At 61.5% G+C, this 26,124-nt stretch carries 22 protein-coding genes and 2 pseudogenes; 10 read left to right on the forward strand and 14 right to left on the reverse strand.

The features are described 5' to 3' along the window. Window positions 1-46 precede the first annotated feature (46 nt). The 4 genes from AC244_RS25440 (at window position 47) to AC244_RS36720 (ending at window position 3,867) form a co-directional block, all read left to right on the forward strand. Window positions 47-805 carry an SDR family NAD(P)-dependent oxidoreductase gene (locus tag AC244_RS25440; protein WP_053251617.1) on the forward strand — a complete coding sequence of 253 codons (759 nt, stop codon included), beginning with the start codon at window positions 47-49 and terminating at the stop codon, window positions 803-805. Between the two features lie 51 nt (window positions 806-856). Beyond that, on the forward strand, window positions 857-1,675 hold the full coding sequence (locus tag AC244_RS25445; protein WP_053251618.1) for a sugar phosphate isomerase/epimerase family protein: 819 nt from the start codon (window positions 857-859) through the stop codon (window positions 1,673-1,675). Window positions 1,676-1,713: 38 nt separating this feature from the next. Beyond that, window positions 1,714-3,468, forward strand: coding sequence for a dihydroxyacetone kinase subunit DhaL (gene dhaL / locus AC244_RS25450; protein ID WP_053251619.1), 1,755 nt, complete (start codon window positions 1,714-1,716; stop codon window positions 3,466-3,468). Between the two features lie 72 nt (window positions 3,469-3,540). Continuing rightward, on the forward strand, window positions 3,541-3,867 hold the full coding sequence (locus AC244_RS36720) for a hypothetical protein (RefSeq protein ID WP_152976098.1): 327 nt from the start codon (window positions 3,541-3,543) through the stop codon (window positions 3,865-3,867). A 134-nt stretch (window positions 3,868-4,001) separates the two neighbouring features. Here AC244_RS36720 and AC244_RS25455 read toward each other — a convergent pair whose 3' ends face one another. From AC244_RS25455 to AC244_RS37680, 7 genes and pseudogenes are all read right to left on the reverse strand, one after another. After that, a complete protein-coding gene (locus AC244_RS25455; RefSeq protein WP_053251620.1) occupies window positions 4,002-5,129 on the reverse strand; it encodes an S-(hydroxymethyl)glutathione dehydrogenase/class III alcohol dehydrogenase in 1,128 nt (375 codons plus the stop codon). 17 nt (window positions 5,130-5,146) lie between these two features. Beyond that, on the reverse strand, window positions 5,147-5,995 hold the full coding sequence (locus AC244_RS37835; RefSeq protein ID WP_082367115.1) for a sugar phosphate isomerase/epimerase family protein: 849 nt from the start codon (window positions 5,993-5,995) through the stop codon (window positions 5,147-5,149). A gap of 38 nt (window positions 5,996-6,033) precedes the next feature. Beyond that, window positions 6,034-7,239, reverse strand: coding sequence for an NAD(P)/FAD-dependent oxidoreductase (locus AC244_RS25465; RefSeq protein ID WP_053251622.1), 1,206 nt, complete (start codon window positions 7,237-7,239; stop codon window positions 6,034-6,036). Window positions 7,240-7,302: 63 nt separating this feature from the next. Next, the gene (locus tag AC244_RS25470; RefSeq protein ID WP_053251623.1) at window positions 7,303-8,247 is read right to left on the reverse strand and encodes a substrate-binding domain-containing protein; all 945 of its coding nucleotides are present in this window, start codon (window positions 8,245-8,247) and stop codon (window positions 7,303-7,305) included. A 76-nt stretch (window positions 8,248-8,323) separates the two neighbouring features. After that, the gene (locus tag AC244_RS25475) at window positions 8,324-8,635 is read right to left on the reverse strand and encodes a MocE family 2Fe-2S type ferredoxin (protein ID WP_053251639.1); all 312 of its coding nucleotides are present in this window, start codon (window positions 8,633-8,635) and stop codon (window positions 8,324-8,326) included. Window positions 8,636-8,643: 8 nt separating this feature from the next. Beyond that, window positions 8,644-9,597: pseudogene (locus AC244_RS25480) on the reverse strand (sterol desaturase family protein); the annotation flags it as partial. Further along, the gene (locus tag AC244_RS37680; RefSeq protein ID WP_234717033.1) at window positions 9,567-10,094 is read right to left on the reverse strand and encodes a hypothetical protein; all 528 of its coding nucleotides are present in this window, start codon (window positions 10,092-10,094) and stop codon (window positions 9,567-9,569) included. The pseudogene AC244_RS25480 and the gene AC244_RS37680, both read right to left, overlap by 31 nt. Window positions 10,095-10,164: 70 nt before the next feature. On the opposite strand from AC244_RS37680, the gene AC244_RS25490 reads away from it, so the two are divergent. From AC244_RS25490 to AC244_RS25500, 3 genes are all read left to right on the forward strand, one after another. Beyond that, window positions 10,165-12,036 (forward strand): sigma-54-dependent Fis family transcriptional regulator, encoded by a 1,872-nt coding sequence (locus tag AC244_RS25490; protein WP_053251625.1) that lies wholly within the window; start codon window positions 10,165-10,167, stop codon window positions 12,034-12,036. Window positions 12,037-12,197: 161 nt separating this feature from the next. Then, window positions 12,198-13,271, forward strand: coding sequence for a 2,3-butanediol dehydrogenase (locus AC244_RS25495; RefSeq protein ID WP_053251626.1), 1,074 nt, complete (start codon window positions 12,198-12,200; stop codon window positions 13,269-13,271). 67 nt (window positions 13,272-13,338) lie between these two features. Then, window positions 13,339-15,138, forward strand: coding sequence for an NAD(P)/FAD-dependent oxidoreductase (locus AC244_RS25500; RefSeq protein ID WP_053251627.1), 1,800 nt, complete (start codon window positions 13,339-13,341; stop codon window positions 15,136-15,138). 238 nt (window positions 15,139-15,376) lie between these two features. On the opposite strand, the gene AC244_RS25505 is transcribed toward AC244_RS25500, so the two are convergent. The 7 genes from AC244_RS25505 to AC244_RS25535 form a co-directional block, all read right to left on the reverse strand. Next, a complete protein-coding gene (locus AC244_RS25505) occupies window positions 15,377-16,369 on the reverse strand; it encodes an oligopeptide/dipeptide ABC transporter ATP-binding protein (RefSeq protein ID WP_053251628.1) in 993 nt (330 codons plus the stop codon). Then, on the reverse strand, window positions 16,366-17,388 hold the full coding sequence (locus AC244_RS25510) for an ABC transporter ATP-binding protein (RefSeq protein WP_152976099.1): 1,023 nt from the start codon (window positions 17,386-17,388) through the stop codon (window positions 16,366-16,368). Before AC244_RS25510 ends, AC244_RS25505 begins: the two co-directional genes overlap by 4 nt. Then, complete coding sequence (gene ddpC, locus AC244_RS25515; RefSeq protein WP_053251629.1) at window positions 17,385-18,293, reverse strand: D,D-dipeptide ABC transporter permease; 909 nt, start codon at window positions 18,291-18,293, stop codon at window positions 17,385-17,387. The genes AC244_RS25510 and ddpC overlap by 4 nt, the downstream gene beginning before the upstream one ends. A gap of 2 nt (window positions 18,294-18,295) precedes the next feature. Further along, on the reverse strand, window positions 18,296-19,309 hold the full coding sequence (locus AC244_RS25520; protein WP_053251630.1) for an ABC transporter permease: 1,014 nt from the start codon (window positions 19,307-19,309) through the stop codon (window positions 18,296-18,298). Window positions 19,310-19,451: 142 nt separating this feature from the next. Then, a complete protein-coding gene (locus AC244_RS25525) occupies window positions 19,452-21,023 on the reverse strand; it encodes an ABC transporter substrate-binding protein (protein ID WP_234717031.1) in 1,572 nt (523 codons plus the stop codon). A 93-nt stretch (window positions 21,024-21,116) separates the two neighbouring features. Further along, on the reverse strand, window positions 21,117-21,749 hold the full coding sequence (locus AC244_RS25530; RefSeq protein WP_053251642.1) for a helix-turn-helix domain-containing protein: 633 nt from the start codon (window positions 21,747-21,749) through the stop codon (window positions 21,117-21,119). Window positions 21,750-22,017: 268 nt separating this feature from the next. Next, window positions 22,018-23,475: a M81 family metallopeptidase gene (locus AC244_RS25535; RefSeq protein ID WP_053251632.1), complete on the reverse strand. Its 1,458-nt coding sequence runs from the start codon at window positions 23,473-23,475 to the stop codon at window positions 22,018-22,020. Between the two features lie 111 nt (window positions 23,476-23,586). Between AC244_RS25535 and AC244_RS25540 the strand changes: the two genes are divergently transcribed. The 3 genes and pseudogenes from AC244_RS25540 to AC244_RS35685 form a co-directional block, all read left to right on the forward strand. Beyond that, window positions 23,587-24,411: a M55 family metallopeptidase gene (locus AC244_RS25540; protein ID WP_053251633.1), complete on the forward strand. Its 825-nt coding sequence runs from the start codon at window positions 23,587-23,589 to the stop codon at window positions 24,409-24,411. Window positions 24,412-24,435: 24 nt separating this feature from the next. Continuing rightward, window positions 24,436-25,674 carry an NAD(P)/FAD-dependent oxidoreductase gene (locus AC244_RS25545; RefSeq protein WP_053251634.1) on the forward strand — a complete coding sequence of 413 codons (1,239 nt, stop codon included), beginning with the start codon at window positions 24,436-24,438 and terminating at the stop codon, window positions 25,672-25,674. Between the two features lie 152 nt (window positions 25,675-25,826). Further along, window positions 25,827-26,000: pseudogene (locus AC244_RS35685) on the forward strand (helix-turn-helix domain-containing protein); the annotation flags it as partial. Between the last annotated feature and the right edge of the window lie 124 nt (window positions 26,001-26,124).

The raw sequence follows: 26,124 nt of genomic DNA on the forward strand, positions 1-26,124 counted from the left end.
CCGTCCTCGCCCAAGGCGACGGACATCCAGACAAAAGGAGAATTCAATGGCAACCACTCTGCTTGAGGGCAAATTCGCAGTCGTCACCGGCGCCGCATCGAAGCGCGGCCTCGGCAAGGCCACAGCTAAGCTCTTTGCCGAACACGGCGCTACCGTCGCAATCCTTGACCTCGACGAAGTCACCGCCAAGGAAGCCGCAGCCGATCTCGGCCCGCAGCATATCGGTATGGCCTGCGACGTCACCAACCTCGGAGGCGTCAAGACGGTCGTCGACGCCCTCATCGTCAAGTGGGGCCAGATCGACATCCTGATCAACAATGCCGGCATTACCCAGCCGCTGAAGATCATGGACATCGCGCCGAAGAACTACGACGCCGTTCTCGACGTCAACCTTCGCGGCACGCTCTACTGCAGCCAGGCGGTGATCCCGCATATGCGCGGCCGCAAGACCGGCAAGATCGTCAACCTCTCCTCCGTCTCGGCCCAACGGGGCGGCGGCATCTTCGGCGGCCCGCACTATTCCGCGGCAAAGGCCGGTGTTCTTGGCCTCACCAAGGCCATGGCTCGCGAGCTCGCGCCCGATAATATTCGCGTCAACGCCATCTGCCCGGGCTTCATCGCAACCGACATCACCGGCGGCATGCTGACGCCGGACAAGCTGGAGGAGATCAAGGCCGGCATCCCGATGGGCCGTGCGGGCACGGCGGATGACGTCGCGGGTTGCGCACTGTTCCTCGCCTCCGACCTGTCGGCCTACGTCACCGGCTCCGAAGTCGATGTCAACGGCGGTTCACTGATCCATTGATCCCCACGTGGCGCCCACAGCGGGCGCCACGTTCCCCTGCAGGAGAATGAAATGAAACTCGGATTGGGTAGCTACGCGTTCCGCTGGTCGATCGGCATCAAGGAGCTGCAACCCTCCAGCCCCATGACGGCAATGGAGGTTCTGGAGATCGCACATTCGCACGGTCTGAAACTGGTCCAATATGCCGACAATCTTCCGCTCGACCGCCTGACGCCCGACGAACATCTTGCGCTGAAGGCCCGCGCCGATAGCTACGGCATGGCGCTGGAACTCGGCACCCAGTCCTTCGACGCGGCCGAGCTCGCGCGCTATATCCCGATCGGCGAGCGCATCGGTTCGAAGATCCTGCGCGTGGCGCTCGACGCGGAAGATGCGCTGATTCCGGTATCGGAACTCGCCGCCCAGATTCGCGAACTGCTGCCTGACGGCAAGAAGGCAGGTCTTCGATTTGCAATCGAGAACCACTTCAACTACCCCTCGCCTCGTATGGTCGAACTGCTCGACGCGGTGGCTGACGATGCTCTCGGTGTCTGCCTCGATGTCGCAAATTCCATCTGCGCCGGCGAGTGGCCTATGGCGACGGTGAAAATGCTGGCCCCCTATGCCATCAACCTGCATCTCAAGGATTACCAGATCACGCCAGACCCCTATGGCGTTGGTTTCCGCATCCACGGTACGCCACTCGGCGATGGCCGCGCGGAGATTCCTGAAATCCTCGATTGCCTCAGCCATTGCCCCGACAGCATGAGCTGCATCCTCGAACACTGGCTGTCTCAGACGTCGGATATGGAAGCGACGCGCCGTACCGAGCATGAATGGCTCGGCCGCACCGTTGCGGCCGCCAAACGGCTTGTTCCAGGCAGTCATTGAACATCGCGCAACTTGATAGGATCCCGAGCGAGACAACCATGACCCAGAAGACCAAGAAGCTGATAAACGCGCCCGAGGACATTATCCCGGAATTCATCGAGGGCTTCGTCGGCGCCCATGCCGACCTGCTGGTGGTGGAAGGGCCCACCGGTCGTGCGGTCGTTGCGCGGCATGGTCCGCGCGACGGCAAGGTCGGTATCGTCATCGGCGGCGGATCAGGCCACGAGCCAGCCTTTGCCGGCTATGTCGGCCGGGGCCTAGCCGATGCGGCAGCGGTCGGCAATGTCTTCGCCTCTCCCTCCCCCGAACATATCCTCGATGCTGGACGCGCCGCCGATGGTAGCGCCGGCGTGCTGTTCCTCTACGGAAATTATACCGGCGACGTGCTGAACTTCAGCATGGCCGCCGAGGAACTTCAGGCTGAAGGCACGCCGGTGAAACATTTCGCCGTCACCGATGATATTGCCTCCGCTCCCTATGATCGGCGCAACGAACGGCGCGGCGTGGCCGGCGATTTCTTCGTCTTCAAATGTGCAGGTGCTGCCGCCGACCTCGGTGAGGATCTTGACAGCGTTCATGCCGCCGCCGCGCTTGCCAACGACAATTGCCGCTCGATGGGTGTCGCGCTCGGCGCCTGCTCGCTGCCGCAGACCGGCGCGCCGAATTTCGAGATCGGTCCAGAGGACATGGAAATCGGCATGGGTATCCATGGCGAGCCAGGCATGCGCCGCGACAAGCTGGCGACCGCCGATACTGTGACCGACCTGTTGATGGAGCCTATCCTCACGGAGCTCAACCTCGGTAAGAGCGACCGGGTAGCTGCGCTGGTCAACGGCCTCGGTGCGACGACCCAGCTCGAACTTTTCGTCATATATCGCCGCGTCCGACAGATCCTTGGCGCCAGGGGCATCGAGATCCATGCCAACTGGGTCGGCGAATTCGCGACCTCGCTCGAAATGGCCGGTGCCTCAGTCACCTTGCTCAAGCTCGACGACCGTCTCGGCCGCCTGCTCGACCATCCCTGCCGCACGCCCGCGCTGATCGTTGGCCAGGCCGAGATCGCAGCGCCCACGACCCAGCGATCGGAACGCAAGGTGCAGGCTGCCAGGAAGGAGATCGTCATCGACCGAGCGAGCCTCGCGACATCCGGCAAGGTAACGCCAGAAACGTTCGTCGGCATGATGCAGGCCGTCGCCGACACGATCCGCATCGAGAAGGATCACCTCTCCCAGCTCGACGGCGTTCTAGGTGACGGCGACCACGGCATCACCATGGATATCGGCTGGACCGCCGTCCGCCAAAAACTCGAAGCCCGTCCCGATGAGGAGGTGATCGCCGCGACCTGCGAGCGGATGGCGCACGCGTTTCTCACCGCCGTAGGTGCCTCCTCCGGCCCGCTCTACGCCAGCGCCTTGCGCGGCGCAGGCAGTGCGGTGGCCGACCGGCTTAACTTGGACGGCGCGGCGATGGCCGCTTGGATCAAAGGTATGAGCGATGGCATCCTCGCCCGCGGCGGCGCCAAGCTTGGCGACAAGACGATGATCGACGCCTGGCTACCTGCGGCCGAAGCGGCCGTCAAAGCCGCCCGATCGGGTGGAGACGAGCTGGCGGTGCTGACTGCAGCGCGTGATGCGGCCAAGGCCGGTGCGGAACATACTGCGACCCTCGAAAGCAAGCGTGGCCGTTCAGCCAAACTCGGCACACGCTCAGTCGGTCACATCGACCCGGGAGCGCTGTCAGCCTACATGATCATTCGCGCCATGACCGATGCGTTTCGGGAAGCTCTTGTGTGAAAGTGTCAAATCACCAACGTCGACAGTGCCCGTTGATGTGTACATTAATGCAACCAGAAGATCGAGCTGACCGTGACGACCGCGATGGGCTGTCCTCAGCCATTGGGCACGCAGCAGAGTGGGGAGTTACAGCTTGCTCGTCATGGTGATCCTGACCCAAGGACGGCGCAGATCGACAATTTCCGACAGCCCATGATGATGATTATGCCGGCTGGCTCTTTTGTCGCGGAAGTCCCTCGTAACTCCTCGCGCAGATGCTGCGTGTTGGCTGGCATTCAAGCGCGCAAGTCGCAGTTCGGCATGAACACACAAAACACGAACAGCCACGGCCTTTATCCAATGATCGAGCACCTTGTGTTCGAGGCGTTTCAGAGCCGCATGCCGCCTGTTTTGAAATGAGGCGATTTCGACGGCCGAATTGTAATGCGGCGGCCGCAGATGCGACCGCCGCTTTCCGGGCGGGAGCCCGGCGTAAGGACAGGTGGAGGTCTGTCCTTTTTACGCAACATAATCACGACTGAGACGTCATCTCGTCAGTAGATCACGACCGAACGAATGCTCTCGCCGGAATGCATCAGCTCGAAGCCCGTGTTGATGTCTTCGAGCGCCATGGTGTGGGTGATCATCGGATCGATCTCGATCTTGCCCTCCAGGTACCAGTCGACGATCTTCGGCACGTCGGTGCGGCCGCGGGCGCCGCCAAAGGCGGTGCCCATCCAACTGCGGCCGGTGACGAGCTGGAACGGCCGGGTGGCGATCTCCTGGCCGGCGCCGGCAACGCCGATAACCACCGACTTGCCCCAGCCGCGATGCGAGGCTTCGAGCGCCTGGCGCATCACCTTGGTGTTGCCGGTGCAGTCGAAGGTGTAGTCGGCGCCGCCGATCTGGTCGGCACCACGTTTCGTCATGTTGACGAGATAGGCGACGATGTCGTCGCCCACTTCCTTCGGATTGACGAAGTGGGTCATGCCGAAGCGTTCGCCCCAGGCCTTCTTGTCGTTGTTGAGGTCGACGCCGATGATCATGTCGGCACCGGCCAGCCTGAGCCCCTGGATGACGTTGAGGCCGATGCCGCCGAGGCCGAAGACGATCGCGGTGGCGCCGATCTCGACCTTGGCGGTGTTGATCACCGCGCCGATGCCGGTAGTGACGCCGCAGCCGATATAGCAGATCTTGTCGAACGGCGCGTCCGGATTGACCTTGGCGACGGCAATCTCCGGCAGCACGGTGTAATTGGCGAAGGTCGAGCAGCCCATGTAGTGATGGATCTTGTCCTTGCCGATCGAAAAGCGCGAGGTGCCGTCCGGCATCAGCCCCTGGCCCTGGGTCGCGCGGATCGCCGTGCACAGGTTGGTCTTGCGCGACAGGCACGACGGGCAGGAGCGGCATTCGGGCGTATAGAGCGGAATGACGTGGTCGCCCTTCTTCACCGAGGTGACGCCCGGGCCGACATCAACGACGACGCCGGCGCCCTCATGGCCGAGGATCGCCGGGAACAGACCTTCCGGGTCGGCGCCGGACAGCGTGAAATCGTCGGTGTGGCAGATGCCGGTGGCCTTGACCTCGATCAGCACCTCGCCGGCCCGCGGGCCTTCGAGCTGAACGGTCATCACTTCCAGCGGCTTGCCGGCCTGAACGGCGACGGCGGCGCGTACATCCATGGAAAATTCTCCGATATTTAAGTGGGACGATGTTCTGTAGACAGCTTGGACCACAAGTCGCGCGCATATTGCTTCAGCGCCAGCGATTCTGCCCAACGGTCGGTGGTGTCTTCCCCGAAGCGGTCGGTTATCGCGTAGGGCTTGGGGCCGAGTTCGCAAACGAAGGCGAGGTTGTCATTCGCCCCCGCCCGCCTTTGCCAACTGCGAAAACCAAACTCCCACCAACCGAGGAAAAGATCGACCCAGGGCCGGTGGTGCGGATAGGCGATCTCTATTTGAACCTGCTCTCGCGACGCTACTCTTCCGTGGAACGCCCAGGAGCAATCGAGAATTCTTTCGATCAGCCGGTGATCTTCATCGGAGATAGGCCAGGCAAATTCGCGCCCGACGAGGAAATGGGACAGATCTCCCAAAAGCCTCAGATCCGGGAGCCGATCAAGGAGATCCAGGGTGAAGAAAAGGTCGGCGGTCATCCGATCGCGATGCGTCTCGATCAAGACCGGTATCTTCGCGTCCTCTCCCAACCGTCGCCAGCCTTCGAGCAGCGGCAGGCAGTCTTCAATTCGACGGGGACGAACGTCCGGTTGCAGGCAGATGTGATGAACGCCGAACTCGGCGGCATTCTCGAGAACGGGTTTCAGATCGTCGATCGTCTTCGGAAAACATTGGCCTTCGGCCTGAAGGCCGGATTGGCCAAGCAAGGCGTGGAGCCGTTGCACATAGGCTCGATCATGCCAATGTGCGCTGACCCCATCGAAACCTGCTCGAGCGATCCGCTCCACATTCTCCTCGATGGTGAATTCCGGGCGCCTGCTGCTGCGCAGTTCCATCGCCCAAAGAGATTGAAACACCAAAAGTGATTGCATTGCCCCTCCCCAAATTCTGAAACGCGATCCCGGCTTGGTCAGGCGGCTCGCGCGCTTTTCAAAAGCGTCTTCAGATTGACATCGGGGTCGCCCAACGCCGCCGCATCGACGTCGACGCCGGCGGCGATCAACATCTCGGCGAGCTTGATATCCTTGGCAATCGCGTTGCCGACGCCCAGTCCTGCCGCAGCGACGAGCCGGCCGCCGTCGAGATAGAATTCGAGCTCGCCATCTGCCAGGCAGCGCACCACGGACTGATGAGCCGGCTGCGGCAACCCTGCAACCTGCAGGCCCAAATCGTACTGATCGGACCAGAACCAGGGAAGAGCCACAAACGCGTCGTTGCCGCCTGCCATATTGCGGGCCGCAGTTTCGGCCTGGCTGCGCGCATTCCGCCAACTTTCGAAACGGATATGACCGCCGCACGACAGGGAAATCGCCGCGCAGTCTCCGGCTGCGAATATGTCCGGATTGCTGGTGCGAAGAAAATGGTCCACCAGGACCCCATTGCCCGTGGCAAGACCTGCCGCTTCGGCGAGTGCCATGTCCGGTTGGACACCGATCGCTGCGACGACCAAGTCGGCAAGGACCAGACCGCTGTCTGCAAGATAAACGGCGTCATCGGTAATTTCGGCAATGCCTCGGCCAAGATAAAACTGCACGCCCTCGTCCACGTGTCTGGCATGGAGCCTTGCGGCAAAACGTGGCGGAACAGCGCGGCCGAGCGGCGTCGGCGCCGCTTCAATGATGTTTACGGCAACGCGCTTGCTGCGGAGGACGGCCGCGAGTTCCATCCCGATCAGACCGCCGCCCACAATCGCAACGCTTTTGCCGGCTTCCGCGTGTGAGAAGATTGCAGCCGCATCCGCATAGGTGCGGAAGGCAAGCGCGTGTTCTGCACCGCGGCAGGTCAGCCGTCTCGTGCGCGCGCCCGCCGCCAGAAGCAGTTTTTCATAGGTGAGCACCCGCCCGTCGGTTAGGGTCACGGTCCGACTCTCCGTCTCGAGCCGCGATGCCGACACGCCCTGAAGGTAGTCGATGGCAGAAGCCTCAAGCGCTTGCGCCCCGCAGATCGGCTTCAACTGCACAGCACCGTCCACCGGCTTCGACAAGGGCGGGCGCTCATAGGGCAGATAAGGCTCCGACCCAACCAGCGTAATGGCGTCGGAAATGCCCGCTTTGCGCAACGCAAAGGCCGCGCGGGTGCCGCATTCTCCGGCCCCGATAATGACGATACCGCCCATGCCTAGTCTCCGTCTGAAAATGGACCGGCGCCACGTAAAACCGATGCGCCGGTCGCGGAAGGATCAGTTCTGATGGGCGTATTCGGCCATGTTCTTGGGCGTAACGAGCTCGAAGGGTACCCAGACTGCCTTCTCGATGCTCTTGCCCTGAGCCAGCGCCGCGGCGGCGTCCACGGCGCTCGCCGACTGGCCCTTGGCGTTCTGGAATACCGTCACATCGAGGTCGCCCGCAGCCATGGCCGCCAGGCCGTCCTGGGTCGCGTCGATACCGACGACGATCACGTCGTCCATCGATATGCCGGCCGCTTTCAACGCCTGTATTGCGCCGATTGCCATCTCGTCATTGTTGGCGAAGATAACGTCGATGGGGCGGCCGGCGGTGATCCAGTTCGTGGTCAGATCCATCGCATTGGTGCGTGTCCAGGCGGCGGATTGTTCATCTGCGATCGTCACGCCCTTGCAATCGCCCGCCGCCAGCGTCTCCTTCACCGACGACGTGCGATCTCGCGAAGCCTGATGCGCCAGATCCCCCATTAGGATGTAGACCTGGGCATCGCTCGCCTTTCCTTTTGCCTTCAGGAGCTCACAGGCGGCCTCGGCACCCAATCTGCCGGAGTCGGTCTCCTTCGAGCCGACATAGGCCTGCTTTTCCGGTAGCCTGTCGACATTGTCGGGCTGGAGATTGAGATAGACGAGCGGAATGCCGGCTTTTTGCGCCGCCTCGCTGATGCCCGGAGCAGCCGACGTATCGGCCAGCGTCATGATGATCGCGTCCACACCCGACGCGATGAAATTGTCCACCTGACTGCGCTGCTTGGAAATGTCGGTCTGCGCATCTTCGATCTGAAGACTGACGCCGCTGACCTCAGAAGCTCTCGCGTCAAGCCCCTGGCGCAGCAAGGTCTGGAAGTTGTTATCGAAGCTCTGCATCGAGACGCCGATCGTCTCCGCCGACGCAGCACTTCCCATCAAGGCGGCCAGAACGGCTGCCAGGCACATGGATTTCATCTCATCCTCCCAATGGGTGCCGGATCACCCGATCGCATTCCGGAGGCCCCACGGGCCTGTTCGGTAGCGGGTTCCTCTAGCCGAGGGCCACGCGCACTTCTCCGTCGATCACTTCGGCCGGATAGGTTCTCAGGTTCTCGCAGGCGGGAAGCCGCAGGGCCTCGCCGGTGCGATAGTCGAAGGCGCCGGAATGCTTGGGACATTCCACCTCGAAGTCCATGACCAGGCCTTCGGCAAGATGGATCGCCTCATGCGTGCAGAGGCCGGCCGTGCAGTAGACGCTGTCATCCGGGCCGCGATAAATCGCGTAGGTGCGGCCAGCATGGTCGAAGCGCAGCGCCCCTTCCTGTTCGATGTCATCGATTTTGCAGGCTGAAACCCAGGTCATAAGGTTGCTCATTCGGCGGCCTCCCCGATTGCGTTGCGTGCCTTGCGGGCTGCGAGTTTTTCCTTTCGCTTGCGATACCGCTCCTGCATCCTGGATTCGCCCTCGGGAGAACCGTCGTGCCAGGTGCCGAACCAGCGATCGAGCGGGATCAGGGCATCGCCATAGTTCACCTCGAAATACTTGTGGTGCAGGTAGTGCGCGTAAGCGTGGCTATCGACCAGCCTGTCTTCGCCGACCTCGACCTTGTCGAAGCCCACATGGCCAGGGATCGCACCAAAACCGGCATAGTGGAGCTGGTAGAGCATGATGATCGGGTTGGATGGCAGGACGAGGTGGTAGAACGCCGTCGCGAAGTAGAGCAGGTGCTCGACAGGGTGCATCGAAAGCGACGACCAGGGCGAGGGATTGACCGAATTGTGATGGACGGAATGCACCCATTTGTAGAGGAGCGGCGTGTGGATCAGCCGATGAACACAGAAGAAGTGAAATTCGTGGATGACCGGGACGGCGAGTGCGACCAGCGCCAGCGTCCAGGGGTTTTCCGCGAGGGTCAGCCAAGGGGCATAGCCGTTGGCGTAGGCCCACAGCATCAGGACCTCGATCGCGGTCCAGATTGTCACTCCTGACAGAAACGTGCGCAGGATGTTGTCGACGTTCTGGCTTTCGAACCAGAAGGCCTTGCTTTTCTGGTCGGCGGGGAACTTGCCGTTATACTTGAAGCGGTTTTGCTGCCGCTTCAGCACATAGAGATGCAGCTCGAAGGCGCCGTAGAAGACGAGAACACAAACAGCGTTGATCGTATAGAGCCAGGCGATCCAACGGATGCCCAGCGCCTGCATTGTCTCCATCGGCGGGATCACCCAGGCCCAATAGGCCACGGCCGAAGCGGCGAAGATCGAGTTCCAGGGAAAGAAGTAATGCGGCAGCCACTTCACAAGCGCCAACAGCTTTGGTGGAAAGGCTTGCTGCTGTTGCATTTGATGTGCCGAGCACGGCGGACCCACGCCACGAAATGCCAGCCGAGGAGCGATGGTACGCCCCAATTCGGGGTGTCCAACCTGCTCGGACAGTCAATCGATAGACGATGGGTTGTGCAAAGTGAGAGTTGACCGTTTTCGGTGGCGAGGCGACACTTGCAAGCTGCAGCAAGGCAGGAGGAAAAACGATGGCCGAGCCATACCCTTGGCGCCACATGGCAAGCGCGCCGAAAAACGGCAGTCGGATCCTCGTCACGGGTACCGTCCGGCAGATAGTCCGGACGATGCGACCAGAGGTGACGCGCATCGGAAACGATGGCATCGCGCGAGGTGAAATAGGGATGCCAGCCCATGCCGGCAGGCATCGGCCGCTCGGAGCGGTTCTCCACCGTCAGGGTAAGGCGCAGGCTTTCATCGCCGAGTTCGAAATGTTGCTCGGAACGAAAATCCCACGGCCAGTCCTCATTACCGGTTGCCGGCATCAAGTCACGCCCTCGTTAACTTGACGTTGCCAACGAGAGTGTGTCAGCCTCCCGTTTGGGAGGACGATCAATGTCGACGCCGCTATCGCATATACGTGAGATAGAGCGTGTTGCCTCGGGGGGAGCGAGCCCGCGAGATGAACCCGTCGTCCGGTCCTGGCTTCGCTGCCTCAACGACTACAAGCTGGATCCCGCGATCGCGCAGGAAGCCTATATTGTTCCGGGACAGAAGTTGCGCGAGCATCGCGAGCAAGCCGAAGAACTGATCCGCATCGGCCGCTCCGGCCTCGAGGGGCTGTTCAACCAAGTCGCCGAGCAGAACTATGTTTTGCTGTTGTCAGATGCGCGCGGCGTCACGGTAGATTTCATGGGGGACCCGACCTTCGACAACCAGTTGCGCAAGGCCGGGCTCTATCTCGGCTCGGAATGGTCAGAGAGCCGCGCAGGCACCTGCGCTGTAGGGGCATGCATCGTCTCCGGGGAGCCGGTCATCATTCATCAGGACGATCATTTCGACACCAGCCATATCGGGCTGACCTGTACGGCAGCTCCCGTCTTCGACACGCTCGGTGACCTCACCGCCGTGCTCGACATATCCCAGCTCCGATCGCCATCGGCCAAGGCGAGCCAGCAACTGGCGCTGCATCTCGTGTCCGCCACCGCGCGTCGGATCGAGCTCGCCAACCTCATGACCCGTACCCGCAATGATTGGGTACTGCGACTCGCCAGGTCCCCGGAATTCCTAGATGTCGACCCGGACGCCGCCATCGCTCTGGACGGCAGCGGGCGCATCACCGGCATGACCCATGGCGGTTTCGGAGCGCTCGCCCGTTCAATGAATATGCAAGGCCTGCGGACACGTGATTTCCTTAGCCTGTCTATCTCCGAGGTATTTGATATCGGCGTAGACGATCTGCCCAACTTCATGCGCGGCCGGCCGAACGGCGAACGTCTGCTCCGGGCCAAGAGCGGCCTGGTCCTCTTTGCAAGTGCGATCGCGCCAGTCGTCAGCATCCGCACGCCTGCCGAAGCGGAACTGCGACTGCCGCGAGCCTTACGCGATCTGAGCTGCGGCGACGCTGCAATGGAAGGGATGCAGGCGCGCGCTGCCAAGCTTGCCACCCATCGCATTCCGATCTTAATCCAGGGCGAAACGGGCAGCGGCAAGGAATACCTTGCTCGGGCGATCCATGACAGCTGCGGCGACAACGGCAAATTCGTCGCCGTCAATTGCGCGGCGATCCCGGAGCATCTCATTGAATCCGAACTCTTCGGTTACGCGCCCGGTGCCTTCACCGGCGCAAGCCAAAAAGGCAAGCGCGGCTTGATCGAGGAGGCGGACGGCGGCACCCTTTTCCTCGACGAGATTGGCGACATGCCGCTCACGCTGCAAAGCCGCTTGCTGCGCGTGCTTTCGGAAAATGAGGTGCAGGCCGTTGGCGCACTGAAGGCCCGCCCGATCCGCCTGCGCGTGGTCTCTGCCTCCCACCGCGATCTGGCGGAACTGGTGAAGGAGGGCCGTTTCCGACAAGACCTTTATTACCGTCTGAACGCCGCGACGCTCTGCCTCCCCGCATTGCGTGAGCGTCAGGATCTCGGCTGGCTGATCGACCAGTTGCTCGCTCGCATCGAGAAGGAGAACAACGAGTCCTACCGCATCGACAAGGCTGCGCGGGCGGTATTGCTGGCGCATCAATGGCCGGGAAATCTGCGCGAGCTTTCCAACGTCTTGCGGGTGGCCGCCGCGCTTTCCGAAGGGGGCCTCATCGATACCGAGTGCCTGCCGGAACATCTCTTCTCCGCCGCCGTCCGTTCGCTGCCTGGCGAGGATGATGCACTGCGTCAGGCGCTGCGAGACTGCGGCGACAACGTCTCGGCACTTGCGAGGAAGCTCGGCGTCAACCGCTCGACCATCCACCGTCGCCTGAAGCGGCTCAACTGACGCAACGCCTGCAACACCTGTTGCGGAGCAACTGTTGCATTCCCCGAGGCTTACGGCTGCGTTTATTTTAAATCATTGATATTACGCCACAAATAGGCAACATCGCGATCTGGCATGCCGTTTGCTGAACCTCCTGCGCAAGAACAACAGGAGGAAACACAATGAAAGCTCTGCGCTTTCACGCCGCCAAGGATCTGCGCATTGACGATGTCGAGGCCCCGCCTGCGCCCGGACCGGGCGAGGTGCTGGTGGAAAATCGCTTCTGCGGCATCTGCGGAACCGATCTGCATGAATACGCCTATGGCCCGATCTTCATTCCGAAGGAGCCGCATCCCTTCACGGGCGCCCATGGACCACAGATCCTCGGTCATGAATTCGGCGGCGTCGTGAAGGCGGTCGGCCAAGGGGTCCGCCATGTGAAGCAGGGCGACCGGGTCTCGATCCAGCCGCTGATCATGCCGCGCCGCGGCGACTATTATGCCGATCGCGGTCTGTTTCACCTGAGCGCCAACCTCGCACTTGCAGGCCTCTCCTGGCATTCCGGGGGGATGGCGGAGGCCGCCCTTCTCAACGACTACAATGTCCAACCCATTCCAGATGCGCTGTCCGACGAGGAAGCCGCGCTGATAGAACCGACCGCAGTCGCCGTTTACGCCTGCGACCGCGGCGGCGTCACCGCCGGCAACAGTGTGCTGGTCACCGGCGCGGGACCGATCGGCATCCTCGTCGCCATGGCCGCGCGAGCCGCAGGCGCGTCGAAGATCTTCCTCTCCGATCTCAACGAAACGCGGCTGTCGCTGGCGAAAGAGGCACTAGGCGAAGCCCGCACGATCAATCCAAAGATGGAGAAGGTCAGCGACGTTGTGCAAGCCGAGACCGAAGGCGGCGTCGGCTGCGACGTCGCTATCGAATGCGTCGGCAACGAACATGCGCTCAAGAGTTGCGCAGGCGCCGTGCGCAAGCAGGGTGTCGTCGTACAGACCGGCCTTCATCCCGGTGAAAACCCGCTGAACTGGTTCGACGTGACCTTCAAGGACATCGATATTCGCGGCTCCTGGGCCTACCCGACCCATTACTGGCCGCGTGTGGCGCGCTTGATCGCCAGCGGCCAGATTCCGGCTCGGCGGATCGTCACCAAATATGTCTCGCTCGACGAGGCGGTCTCGGCAGGGTTCGACAAGCTACTCGATCCCGCCGGCACCCATTTGAAAATTCTGATCGACCTCAAGCGTTAGGCCGGTCCGCGTTGCGGGACGGTTGAGGAGCCGTCCCGTTTTCCATCAAAGAGCAGGAGGAGAAACGATGCTCGAGAAGACCCCCACCACCCGCGTCCATGCGCTGCTTGATGCCCTCGGCGGCGCACTCGAAACCGGCCGTATCGATGATGCGGTCAACCTCTTCGCCGAGGAATGCTACTGGCGCGACCTCGTCGCCTTCACCTGGAACATCAAGACGGTCGAGGGCCGGGATCAGGTGCGCGACATGCTTCATGCACAGCTCGCCTCCGCAAAGCCCTCCAATTGGCGCGTCGCCGCCGGCGAGGAAGCGATCGAGGCGGATGGCGTGCTCGAAAGCTGGATCTCTTTCGAGACAGCGACAGGGCGCGGCTATGGCCTTGTGCGCATCAAGAACGGCCTTATCTGGACTCTGCTGACGGCGTTGGCCGAACTTAAGGGCCACGAGGAGAAGTCCGGCTTTACCCGCCCGCTCGGCGCCAAGCACGGTCAGAATGTCGGTGCGAAAACCTGGAAAGAGGAGCGCGAGCATGAGGAGCGCACCCTAGGCTATGAAACGCAGCCCTATGTGGTGATCATCGGCGGCGGACAGGGCGGCATTGCGCTTGGCGCTCGGCTTCGCCAGTTGGGCGTGCCCACCATCATCCTCGAAAAGAACGATCGGCCAGGCGACAGCTGGCGCAAGCGCTATAAGTCGCTCTGTCTGCACGACCCCGTCTGGTACGATCACCTGCCCTACATCGATTTCCCGAAGAACTGGCCGGTCTTCACGCCGAAGGACAAGATCGGTGATTGGCTGGAATTCTATACGAAGGTGATGGAGCTGAACTACTGGACACGCTCCACCGCCAAATCGGCAAAATGGGACGAAGCCACGAAGGAATGGGCGATCGTGGTCGACCGCAACGGTGAGGAAGTGCTGCTGCGGCCGAAGCAACTCGTCTTTGCAACAGGCATGTCCGGCAAGCCGAACATTCCGGATTTCAAGGGCCGCGAGCGCTTCAAGGGTGAGCAGCATCATTCCTCGCAGCACCCGGGGCCGGATGGCTACAAGGGCAAGAAGGTTGTCGTGATCGGTTCGAACAATTCGGCCCATGACATCTGCGCCGCGCTTTTCGAGGCGGGCGTCGACGTCACGATGATCCAGCGCTCGACGACCCATATCGTCAAGTCCGACACGCTGATGGATATCGGCCTCGGCGGGCTCTATTCCGAACAGGCGCTGGCGAATGGCGTGACGACGGGCAAGGCGGACCTCATCTTCGCCTCGCTCCCCTATCGGATCATGCACGAGTTCCAGATCCCGCTTTACGACAAGATGCGCGAACGCGACGCCAACTTCTACGCGGCGCTGGAGAAAGTCGGCTTCCAGCTGGATTGGGGGGCGGATGGTTCAGGTCTGTTCATGAAGTACCTGCGCCGCGGATCCGGGTACTACATCGATATCGGCGCTTCGCAGCTGATCATCGATGGCAAGGTGAAGCTTGCCGCGGGACAGGTGGAGGAAATCACCGAAACCTCCGTAAAACTGTCTGACGGCAAGGAAATCCTGGCCGACGTCATCGTCTATGCGACGGGCTACGGTTCGATGAACGGCTGGGTCGCAGATCTCATCGACCAGGACACCGCCGACAGGGTCGGCAAAGTCTGGGGCCTCGGCTCCGATACGCCGAAGGATCCCGGCCCCTGGGAAGGCGAACAGCGCAACATGTGGAAGCCGACGCAACAGGAGGCACTGTGGTTCCACGGCGGCAACCTGCACCAGTCGCGCCATTATTCGCAGTATCTGTCGCTGCAACTGAAGGCACGCATGGAAGGTATTCATTCACCGGTCTATGGCCTGCAAAGCGTCCATCACAAACGTTGACACGTCAAAAGGGGCAGAGGGCGGCACATCCGCCCTCTGCGGAACCGAGCCGGTTGGTGCGGCAGCGGTGCAGTCACGCGTCGAGCCCACCCTTTTTGACTGCGGCCGCTACCACCGAAGGCTATCGGCAAGCGGTGGGTCGCGCTTCGCCCGAGCGCAGCGAACAGCTCCAAATTTGCACAGTCGGAAATATCATGCCGACGGAAGGCGGAGCGCACCTATAGCGCTCGTCTGCGCCTTAACCCTGCGCCAGATGACATCTCGCGTGGCGCGCGCCATCGCTGAGGCGCTGGAGAACCTGCGGTGCCTCACAGCCAGCAGCGGCCTTGCCGCACCGTTCCTTGTAGAAGCAACCGGCGGGCAGTTTGCGGTTGTTTGGAAGCTCCCCCATCCGCACCTCGGCAATGGTCGGCAAGGGACTTGCGAAACTCGGAGCTGAGGCCAGAAGCGTTTGGGTGTATGGGTGCCGAGGATTGCCAAGAACCTCGTCGGCCGGACCTGATTCAACGATCTGGCCGAGATACATCACAGCGACATCGTCGCAGAAATGGCGCACCAGCGCGACATCGTGCGAAATCAAGAGGTACGTTAGCCCCCGCTCCCGCTGCAACTTCAAAAGCAGGTTGACGATCTGCGCCTGCACCGACACATCGAGCGCCGATGTCGGCTCGTCCAACACCATGAGATCGGGATCCGTGCTGATGGCGCGGGCGATTGCGATGCGCTGGCGCTGGCCGCCTGAAAATTCGTGGGGCAGACGATCCAGATGTTCCGGCCTCAACCCGACGGCAACGGCCAGTTGCCCCGCCTTCGCATGCAGTTCGGCATTGCTGTGCCCGCCGCGAATGTGCAGCGGTTCGCTGATCAGCCGCCAGACCGGCAGGCGGCGATCGAGCGAGGATTGCGGATCCTGGAAAACGATCTGCATCTTCTGCCGCAGTTCGCGTTTCTGCCTTCCCTGTGCTGCCTGCAAATCCTCGCCGTCGATCGCCACCCTGCCCTTCTCGTAGGGCGCAAGCCCGATGATCGCCTGGGCGAGCGTGCTCTTGCCGCAACCGGACTCGCCGACAATGCCGAGGCTTCCACCGCCGCGAACCTGAAGGGTGACGCCGTTGACGGCGTGGACATGCGAGGTGGGGCGACCGAGCCAGTCGCGGGATGCCGGGAAGCGGACATTGAGATCGGAAACCTCCAGAACAGGCCGGGCTATCGTGTCAACGCCTTCGGTCATTGCCGGCTCCCCTGCTCTGATGTTTCGGGTGCGACACCACGCCGCCAGCACGCTACCTCTCGGCCATCGGACCCCGCCAGCTGCGGAGACCGGGATCGACAGAGATCAACCGGTTCCTTGCATCGTGGCTGGAAATAGCAGCCGGCAGGCGGGTGCATTAGGGTCGGTACCGCGCCGGTGATCGCTTCGAGCTCCTGCTTCGGCGCCACCCGTTCCGGCAGGCAGCGCAGCAGCGCCTGGGTATAGGGATGCAGCGGCGCATCGAGAACTGTTCGGGTTGCGCCATGCTCCACGATCCTTCCGGCATACATCACGTAAAGTCGATCGCAGAGCTGCGACACGACGGCGACGTTGTGCGAAATGAAGACCACCGACGTCCCGGTCCGGCGGGCGCGGTTCTGAATAAGCCGCAGTATCACGGCCTGGACCGTGACATCGAGGGCAGTCGTCGGCTCGTCGGCGATGATGAGGCCGGGATTGCAGGAGAATGCCATCGCGATCAAAACCCGCTGTCGCATGCCGCCGGAGAGTTCGAAAGGGTAGAGCTTCATGACTCGCTCCGGCTCGCCGATCAGCATGTCGGCAAGAATATCCCGAGCAATGCGCCTGGCATCCGGCAAGCTTGCCTCCTCGTGACGCATGATGACGTCAGTCAGTTGCTTGCCAATGCGGATCGTCGGGTTGAGCGCGTTCATCGGTTCCTGAAAGATGGTCGAGACCATCTTGCCGCGCACATCCTGCAGCTGACTCTCGTCCATGGCGAGGGTGTTATGGTTAAAGAGCCTAACCGAGCCGCCGGTGATCCTGTAGCGCCCCCTGGGCAGCAGCCCAGTCGCGGCCATGGTCGTCACCGATTTGCCGCAGCCGGACTCGCCGACGATCCCGACGATCTCGGCCTTTCCGACATTGATCGACACGTTGTCGAGCGCCTTGACCGCGCCGCTGAAGGTGGGAAACTCCAGTGACAGATTGTGAATGGCCAGCGCCTGGCCGCGTAACTCTGCCGTACCAGTCATCATCTGTCCCTCAAGCGCGGGTCGAGCATATCGCGAATGCCGTCGCCAACGAGATTGCATCCCATGGCCGTGATCAGAATGGCGAGACCTGGGAAAGTCGCATACCACCACTGATCGAGCATGTAGCTGCGGCCGCTGCTGACGAGCGCGCCCCATTCGGAGGTGGGCGGCTGAGCACCGAGGCCGATGAAGCTGAGGGCGGCTGCGATCAACACAACGCCGCCAAGATCGAGCGTCGCCTGCACGATGATCGGCGACATGGCGTTTGGCAGGATATGCCAGCGGAGAATATAGAACGGCGAGGCGCCGAAGGTGCGCGACGCCTTCACGAAAACCTGCTCGCGCAAGGAAAGCGTTTGACCTCGTGCCAGGCGCACATAGGCGGGAATACGCACGATCGCCACGGCCAGCATGGAGTTGAACAGGCTCGGTCCAAGGGCGGCGGCCAGCGCCATGGCCAACACGAGCGCCGGCAAAGCAAGGACGACGTCCATGAGCCGCATGATGGCGGTGTCGACCCGTCCGCCGACCACGCCGGAAAAACAACCGATCAGCACCCCAACCGACATCGAAATCAGGACAATCATGAAGGCGGCGCCGCAGGACGCCCTTGCCCCATAGATCACGCGCGAGAACAGGTCGCGGCCAACCTCGTCGGTACCGAACCAATGGGCGGCGCTGGGTGGTAACAGGCGCGCCGTCAGGGAGACCTTGTCGGGGTTGTATGGCGCGATCACCGGTGCGGCGATGATCATGATGAGAACGAGCAGAATGACGGCAGCGCCGACCAAGGTCAGCGGGCTTCGGCGGCTGAGGTACCAGAGGTAACGCAGCCGCTCTGATATTGACTTGGCCCTGCGCATCGCGGGGCTCGCCGCGGCAGGTTCACTCGGCACGACGGCGGACATGGTCAGACCTCCCTGATCTGCGGGTCGGCGAGCATGTAGGCGAGATCGACCAGAAGATTGATCAGCACATACCCAATGGAAGCGACGATCGTGAAACCCATGATGGCGGGAAAATCGAGCGTCTGAATGGACGTAACGACGTAGGTGCCCATGCCGGGCCAGGCGAAGATCGTCTCGGTCAGTACCGCGCCATAGAGGAGATCGCCAAGTGCCAGTCCCAACAGGGTGATAGAAGGGATCAACGCGTTTCTGAGCGCATAGTTGAAGATGATCATGCCCTTGCGCAGGCCACTGGCGCGCGCGGTGCGAATGTAATCTTCCTGCAGGACATCCAGCATCGAGGCGCGAATCTGGCGCGTGATCACGCCCATATTGGCGAAGGCCAGCACAAAGCCCGGCAGGATGATGTGGTAGACGGCGCTGCGGAAGGCATCGAAGCGGCCTTGCAGCAGAGAGTCGATCAACAGGAACCCGGTGATGCGTTCAGGCGCAACGATGCCCATGGCCAGACGCCCGCTGCCGGGCAGTATCTGGAACTTGGCGTAGAAGAAATAGATCAGGATAAGACCGAACCAGAACACCGGCATCGAGATGCCGCACACAGAGACCGTGCGCGCAATCTGGTCGATCGGACCGTCCTTATAGACCGCCGACAGCACGCCAAGCGGCACACCCAGACAGATCGCGATGAAGAGCGCGACTGCTCCAAGCTCCAGCGTTGCCGGCAGGAAGGTGCGGATATCGCCGGCGACCGGGCGATTGGTACGCAGAGATGTCCCCAGATCGCCCTGCAGCAGATTGCCGATATAGATGGTGAACTGTTCGACGACCGGTCGATCAAGACCCAGACTGCGCCTGACGTTTTCAAGCGTTTCGGCGCTCGCCCGGTCGCCCGCGATCATGCGCGCTGGATCTCCCGGTATGAGATGAGAGATCGAGAAAGTGATGACAGCGACGCCTAACACCACGAAAAGCAAAAGAACCAGACGCGGGATGATGATGCGGGTGATTGCCATGGACGTCAGCCCTTCCGGCAGGAGAACCCTGACCTTGCTTGGGAAACGATGAAACCCTGCCGCCACAGCCGTTGAGGCCGGCGGCAGGTGTTCCGTGGAATGAGGCCCATTAAGGCCACAGGATCGGTCTGATCCGGCTCTCTCATTCCGTTTTCGACATCGTTCCGAAGTTGTAGACCTGGATCAGCATGGGATTGTAGACATAGCCTTGCACGACGGCGCGGCGGGCGAAGATGTCGTTCTTTTCCATGATGTAGAGATAGGGCGCGTCCTGCGTCGAGAGCTTCTGCGCTTCGACATAGAGTTCCTTGCGCTTCTCCTCGTCAACGATGGATCCCGCCTCTTTCACGAGCGCGGTCACCTTGGTGTTGCCGTAGAAGGAGCGGTTGCCCGGACCACCCATTTTGTCGGCGTCGAACCAATAGTTCATGAACATGTAGGGGTCGGCAAAATCAGGCGTCCAGGCACCGGGAGCCATATCGAACTTGCCGTTGGCCACCAGTTCGCGTTTGGTCGTGTCGGCGACCGCCTGCAGATCGAGCTTGATGCCGATTTCCGCAAGAGACGCCTGCAGCGCAAGCCCGACCGGCTCCCAGGCGGGATCGGCCTGGGAGAAGGTGTAGGTCAGGCGGATGTCGCTCTTGCCGGAGTCGGCGAGCAGGGCCTTGGCCTTCTCGACATCGTATGTGTACTGGAAACCCTGCAGGTCGTGCCCCCACATACCGCTAGGCACCGCGCCGCGCATCTGTTTGGCCTGGCCGAGCATGATACCGTCGATGATGCCTTGATAGTCGACTGCATAGGAAATCGCCTGGCGAACCTTGGCGTCATCCAGCGGCGGCTGGCGGTTGTTCATGTAGATGTAGTTCACATACATGCTGGGATTGCTTTCGACCACGACGGAGGCGTCCTTCTGCAGCGCCTCCGCCTGATCGAGCGGGATCTGTTCGATGATGTCGGCATCACCATTGGTCAGTTGAAGACGGCGGGCCGAGACGTCGCCGACGATGCGGATGACGATTTGTTTCAGCGCCGGCATTGTGCCCGCGTAGTGCTCGTTGCGGTCGAGTACGATGCTCTGGTTGCGCTCCCAGGAGGCGATACGGTAGGGACCGCTACCTGCGGAGTGCTCCGCAAGCCAGGCCTTCGCCATGTCGCCGTCCTTCTCGTGCTCCATCACCTTGGGATTGATGATGGCCGCACCGGAGACGGCGAGTGTCGAGATGAAGCGCGCAAATGGCGCCGTCAGATGGAACCTCACCGTCTGCGGATCGACGACCTCGACCTCCTTGAGCACCGGAAACGCGTCCGAGGGACCCGCCTTCAGCTTCATCAATCGATCGAAGCTGAATTTGACGGCAGCGGCGTCGACCGGTGCGCCGTCATCGAACTTGTGGCCGCTGGCGAGCTTGAAGGTCCACACGAGGCCGGCGTCGTCGGCGGTCCAGCTTTCAGCCAGTTCGGGCCCGACCTCCGTTGAGCCGCCCTTGTAGGCAACGAGCCTTTCATAGGCAGCGTAAATCAGTGTGTAGCCGCTGTTGCTAATTTCAACTCCAGGATCGGCGGTTGGCGGATCTTCCGCTCGCGCCAGCACCAGCACGTCCTGCGCAGCGATGGCGCCGGAAAGAGGCGTTGATGCCAGAAGCAAGGCGACGCCAATCGATTTCCACTTGGAAGCGTTCATCTCGTAGTCCTCCCCAGAACTGCGGCGCACGATGCCCTCCCGGCACCAACCGCAGCACTAGAGTAGGAAACGATTTTCCTAAGTGCAATATTTTTTTCTTATCGTACTTATTTTATAGTTTTGTCAGCTTTTGAGCTTGGTCGTCTGTGCGGTCGACAAGGTGGAGATCAATTCGGTTTCCGGGGTCGAGCAAACGCAAAGGATTTGCGCAGGTTCTTCGCTCACGCTGAGATAGGCGTGCCCCATCATGGCATCGAAGTAGCAGGAATCGCCCTTTTTGAGCCGCAAGGGCGCATAGATCTCGGTATGAAGTTCGAGTTCCCCTTCGACAACGTAGAAGAACTCCTCGCCCTTGTGCCGGATAAGCGGCCCAAACTCCTCGAGTGTGCGAGCGCGCGCCACCGCCACGATTGGAACCATCGACTTCTTCGAAATCTCCGTACAAACATAGAGATAGTCGTAGTTTTGCGTGATGATCTCTCGCCCCTCGCCAGATCTGGTGTAAGTGCGGCGCCCCAGCATACTGGGGGCGTCCTCAGCACCCGCCGTGGTCCCGAAAAGCTCGACGATGTCGACCTTGAGGCCTTGGGCCAGCTGGATCAACCGGTCGTAGGTGAGCTGCATCTGGTTGTTTTCGACCTTGGAAAGGGTCGAGACCGCAAGCCCCGTCATGGAACTCACCTCTGCCAACGTCCAGCGATTGCGGTTGCGAATCTCCTTCAGGATATCGCCGAGGCTGGATTTCGCATCGGTCATCGTTGGCGTCTCCAATTTGCCTGCAGCCGTCACGACCGCCTGCCGCTCTCGGCTCAGCCCGCGACGCGGCAGAATCCGATTGGTATGATAGGAAAACCATTTCCTATAATACGTGGCCGAAATCAACATCGCTCGAAAAGCAATCCCATACTCGCCGAGCGACGCCCTTGCCTGCATCGGCACGCCCCCGATCATCCTTGCTGGCAACGACGGCAGCGAATGGCTGCCGAATCTTCGCCGCGTTGAGCCGAGCCAAATGGCATCCGTCCTACTGCGCGAACGGGTCGGCGACCTTCGGCCAATAGGGAAGCTTCAGTTTGGTGAAGGGCAGATCCTCGAAGCTGGGTTGCAAGGCGCCGGGGCCGCCGACATAGAGGATTTCGCTGGCGATGGGTTCGAAGCCGGCGCGGAAGTGGTTGCTCGATTTTACCACGACAATCTTCCTCTGCGTCGGGTTCAAGCCCAGCGCCGTCATACATTCCGGGTGGAAAGTTTGTGTGCGCACGGTGTTCAGCACAATGTCGACGCCGCCTGCCGTAACCCATACCGCGTCGCCAATACCGAGCGGCGTCGGCCCGAAGCGCTGGGTAATGCCGGAGGCAATGCGTCTGATCTTCACGGTCAGGTCCAGAGGGTCGCCGGAGGCCGGCCCGACCTTGCCGCCGATCCTGAGCGCCAGCGTCGCCCCTTCTCCCGCCTCGCGGCACAAGCGCACCGCAATCGGATCCCAGTAGAGGCATGTCGCCACGTCTTCGATGCCGCGCTCGATGATGCGGCGCAGGATGAAGGTCGAGTCTCCAGGCGCCCCACCGCCGGCATTGTCGGAGACATCGGCCAGCACAATCGGTCCGCCCTTCGCCTTGACGGCCCGATCCAGTGCGGCATCGATACTGAGATAGGTGCCGCGCATTTCCTCACGCGCATCAAATATCTCTCTGCCAAAGGCCTCCGCGGTGCGTGCCGCCTTCCCTGTATCGTTGTCGGTAACGACGAGCATCTTGGCGCCGACATCTTCGACGTCTCCCCAGGGGAAACCGTGACCGAAAGAGACCGAGAGAATGCCCTCCTGCCCCTCGATCGCTTTCATGCGGTCGACAATGCCGCGCAACGGAGCGCGATGCGGGTGGAAGGTGTTGATCATCCGGCAGTCATAGACGCCCATCACCGGCCGCACTTCGCCCGCCAGCGTCCGCTTCATCAACCGGAACAATTGGCTGGCAACCTCTTCGATGTCGGTGTGCGGATACTCCTTGTAGGTGGCGATCATGGTGGCGTTGGAGAGCATGCGATCGGTGATGTGGCAATGCAGATCGAGCTCGGCAGCAACCGGGACATTCGGCCCGACCATTCCGCGCACAAGCTCGAGCAGATCCCCCTCGACATCGTCATAGCCCTCGGCGACGCATGCGCCGTGCAGGGCAAGCATGACGGCGTCGACCGGCATGGCCGCCTTGAGGTCGCCGAGGATGGTGGCGCGGAAGCTCTCATAGACCGCCCGCGTGGTCTTGCCGCCGGGCTCAGCCACGGCGCAGAGGCTCTCCACCACGTCCCAGGCTTCTTCTTCAGCGGCATTGCGCCAGACAGACATCTGCGACGAGCAGCAGTTGAGCGACCTGCTGGTGGCATCGCCATAGGCGATCAGGTTTTCCCGGAAGGCCTCAAGGCCCGTCTGCATCGGCGAAAAGGTGTTGGTTTCGGTGTCCAGCCCCGCAATAAACAGTTTCATTTTTGCCTCTCATCAACCAAGAAAGATATTTTCTAATCATAAAACTATGTTTATCGTCGGAAAGTCAAATGCATCATTCGCGCCATCGTGCGGCTGACCAGGGAGGCAGGAATGCGCATCTACATTTCCGCGGATATCGAGGGAATCGTTGGGGTCGTAAGCCGCGACCAGCTGATGCCGGAAGGTTTCGAATACGAAAACGCGCGCCGCTGGATGACAGACACCGTGGTTCACGCGTGCGAGGCTGCACACGAGGAAGGTGTGGAGGAGGTTATCCTCAGCGATTCCCACGGAAATGGCGAGAGCATCCTGATTGACCGTCTGCCCGACTATGTGCAGGTCGTGCGCAGCTGGCCGCGGCCGCTAATGATGATGCAGGGTGTCGAGCTCGGTTCCTTCGTTGGTGCGATGCTTCTCGGCTACCACGCCGGAGCAAGCCATTCGGGTGGCGTGCTATCGCACACGATCGGCGGCACGGCCTTCGCCGAGGTGCGAATCAACGGTGTCGTCATGCCGGAGGCCGGCATCAACGCCGCCATTGCCGGGCATTTCGACGTCCCGGTACTGCTCGCCTCGGGCGACAACATCGCCTTGGACGAGATCAGGGCGCGCATCGGCGATATCGTGACGGTGCCGGTCAAGCAGGTTTACAACACACAATCGGCGATCTCGCTGACGCCGGCGGTCGCGCATCGTCGGATTCGTGAGGGCGTCAAGGCGGCGCTGGCGAGAGCCGGCGCAGCCAAACCGTTCAAGTTGGAAAATCCGACGCTGGAGATCGTGTTCCGAAATCGCCTGCCGGCCGAGTATCTCTCCTATCTCAAGGGCGTCGAGCGCACCGACGGTTACACGATCCGCTACAAGGGCGACGACATGGTCGACGTCTCGCGCTTCATCCAATTCGTGGTCGGCTACAGTTCACGCCTGACTTTCTGACCAACTCCACAACGGAACCCAACAATGACTACCTCCATTGTCCTCGGCGCCGGCATGGTCGGCGTCTCAACCGCGCTTGCATTGCAGGAGAACGGGCACCAGGTGGTGCTGCTGGATCGCGAAGCACCGGGGCGGGAAACAAGCTATGGCAACGCCGGCATCATCCAGACTGAGGCCGTCGAACCCTATGCCTTCCCCCGCACCGTGAGCGAGATCGCTAGAGTGGTGCTAAAGCGCGGCAACGACGTCGATTGGCGGCTTTTCGATCTGCCACGCCTGGCGGGGCCGCTCTGGCGCTATTTCACGCAATCGGCGGCTGCGCCTTACGCGAGAACCATTGCGAACTATTCACAGCTCGCGCTGCGTGCGAGCGACGATCACGCGCGCTTCATCGAACCCGCCGGCGCTGGCGAACTGATCGTCCGGCGGGGGTGGCGCGCTGTCTATCGTACGCCCGCGAATTTCGAAGCGGCTGCCGCGGCTGCGGAGCGGCTGAAGCGTGTCTACGGCGTGCCGTCAGATGTGCTTGACGCGGACGAACTTGCGGCAAGCGAACCCGCGCTGCAACGTCGGCTCGCGGGTGCCGTCCATTGGACCTCACCCTGGACCTGCCGTGACCCAGGCGAGCTGGTTGCGCGCTACGCCGCTCTCTTCGTGGCGCGCGGTGGTACGCTGGCCCGCGGCGACGCCATGACCTTGCAGCAGAATGGTGCCGGTTGGCGCGTGTTGTCTGAGGATGGCGTCGTCAGCGCTGAAAACGCGGTGGTTGCCTTGGGGCCATGGTCGCCGACGCTCGCGAAAACGTTCGGCTATCGCATACCCATGGTGTTCAAGCGCGGATATCACAGGCATTTTTCAGGCCAAGACGGGCCCCGCGTCTCAATGCTGGATGTCGACAATTCCACGCTGGTTGCGCCGATGAACGCAGGATGGCGGGTTTTGACCGGGGCGCATATGGCGCCGCCGGGAGCAGCGCCGGCATTGCGACAAATTCGGCACGCGACCAACGCTGCGCGCGAGCTTTTTGCGCTGCGCGAGCCCATCGAAGCTACGCCATGGTCGGGTACCCGCCCCTGCATGCCCGACATGCTGCCTGTCGTCGGCCCGACCCGGCATAAGGGCCTGTGGTTCCATTTTGGCCACGGCCATCAGGGCTTCACATTGGGCCCGACGACCGCGTTCCTCCTGGCAGAGCTGATTACAATGGGCCGCGCGAATCCGCTTACTCTCCCCCTGCTGCCGTCAGCGCGGGGCTGGGCGTAACGCAGCCGCAAAGACTATGGCGGATTGTGATGGGGTGGATTTTGGGGTCATGATCATCGACGTTGACCGGTTCAAAACACCACACTCATCGCTCGAAATTCGGCAGGTAACTTGTGCCCTAGACACGTTATGGCCTGTTGCAGGCGGCAAAGATGCGCGAGCTTTATCGGCAAAGACCTATCAGGCAAACCATTGGATGGAACCTGCGCAGGCTTCGCGTCAGCAAAGGGCTTTCGCAGGAAAGGCTTACTTTGGAGGCGAGCATCGACCGTTCTTATGTTGGGCGTATTGAGCGCGGCATGGAAGACGTGACCGTTTCCGCCCTAGGTCGTGTGGACTCTTGGGATTTCCAAGGGTGAGCAAATCAGATTCAAGACTGTCTTTTGGAGGCAGTCATGGGTGTTTTGGATCGTCTGATCCTTCGGGACGAGCAGTGGGAGCGGATATCGC

The organism is Ensifer adhaerens (assembly GCF_001270265.1).
GTDB classification, from domain to species: domain Bacteria; phylum Pseudomonadota; class Alphaproteobacteria; order Rhizobiales; family Rhizobiaceae; genus Ensifer; species Ensifer adhaerens_B.

Excerpts from the sequence above, each read along its gene's own strand:
- AC244_RS25440 (WP_053251617.1), top strand. The coding sequence starts at position 47 with ATGGCAACCACTCTGCTTGAGGGCAAATTCGCAGTCGTCACCGGCGCC.
- AC244_RS25445 (WP_053251618.1), top strand. The coding sequence starts at position 857 with ATGAAACTCGGATTGGGTAGCTACGCGTTCCGCTGGTCGATCGGCATC.
- dhaL (WP_053251619.1), top strand. The coding sequence starts at position 1,714 with ATGACCCAGAAGACCAAGAAGCTGATAAACGCGCCCGAGGACATTATC.
- AC244_RS25455 (WP_053251620.1), bottom strand. The coding sequence starts at position 5,129 with ATGGATGTACGCGCCGCCGTCGCCGTTCAGGCCGGCAAGCCGCTGGAA.
- AC244_RS37835 (WP_082367115.1), bottom strand. The coding sequence starts at position 5,995 with ATGCAATCACTTTTGGTGTTTCAATCTCTTTGGGCGATGGAACTGCGC.
- AC244_RS25465 (WP_053251622.1), bottom strand. The coding sequence starts at position 7,239 with ATGGGCGGTATCGTCATTATCGGGGCCGGAGAATGCGGCACCCGCGCG.
- AC244_RS25470 (WP_053251623.1), bottom strand. The coding sequence starts at position 8,247 with ATGAAATCCATGTGCCTGGCAGCCGTTCTGGCCGCCTTGATGGGAAGT.
- AC244_RS25475 (WP_053251639.1), bottom strand. The coding sequence starts at position 8,635 with ATGACCTGGGTTTCAGCCTGCAAAATCGATGACATCGAACAGGAAGGG.
- AC244_RS37680 (WP_234717033.1), bottom strand. The coding sequence starts at position 10,094 with ATGCCGGCAACCGGTAATGAGGACTGGCCGTGGGATTTTCGTTCCGAG.
- AC244_RS25490 (WP_053251625.1), top strand. The coding sequence starts at position 10,165 with ATGTCGACGCCGCTATCGCATATACGTGAGATAGAGCGTGTTGCCTCG.
- AC244_RS25495 (WP_053251626.1), top strand. The coding sequence starts at position 12,198 with ATGAAAGCTCTGCGCTTTCACGCCGCCAAGGATCTGCGCATTGACGAT.
- AC244_RS25500 (WP_053251627.1), top strand. The coding sequence starts at position 13,339 with ATGCTCGAGAAGACCCCCACCACCCGCGTCCATGCGCTGCTTGATGCC.
- AC244_RS25505 (WP_053251628.1), bottom strand. The coding sequence starts at position 16,369 with ATGACCGAAGGCGTTGACACGATAGCCCGGCCTGTTCTGGAGGTTTCC.
- AC244_RS25510 (WP_152976099.1), bottom strand. The coding sequence starts at position 17,388 with ATGATGACTGGTACGGCAGAGTTACGCGGCCAGGCGCTGGCCATTCAC.
- ddpC (WP_053251629.1), bottom strand. The coding sequence starts at position 18,293 with ATGTCCGCCGTCGTGCCGAGTGAACCTGCCGCGGCGAGCCCCGCGATG.
- AC244_RS25520 (WP_053251630.1), bottom strand. The coding sequence starts at position 19,309 with ATGGCAATCACCCGCATCATCATCCCGCGTCTGGTTCTTTTGCTTTTC.
- AC244_RS25530 (WP_053251642.1), bottom strand. The coding sequence starts at position 21,749 with ATGACCGATGCGAAATCCAGCCTCGGCGATATCCTGAAGGAGATTCGC.
- AC244_RS25535 (WP_053251632.1), bottom strand. The coding sequence starts at position 23,475 with ATGAAACTGTTTATTGCGGGGCTGGACACCGAAACCAACACCTTTTCG.
- AC244_RS25540 (WP_053251633.1), top strand. The coding sequence starts at position 23,587 with ATGCGCATCTACATTTCCGCGGATATCGAGGGAATCGTTGGGGTCGTA.
- AC244_RS25545 (WP_053251634.1), top strand. The coding sequence starts at position 24,436 with ATGACTACCTCCATTGTCCTCGGCGCCGGCATGGTCGGCGTCTCAACC.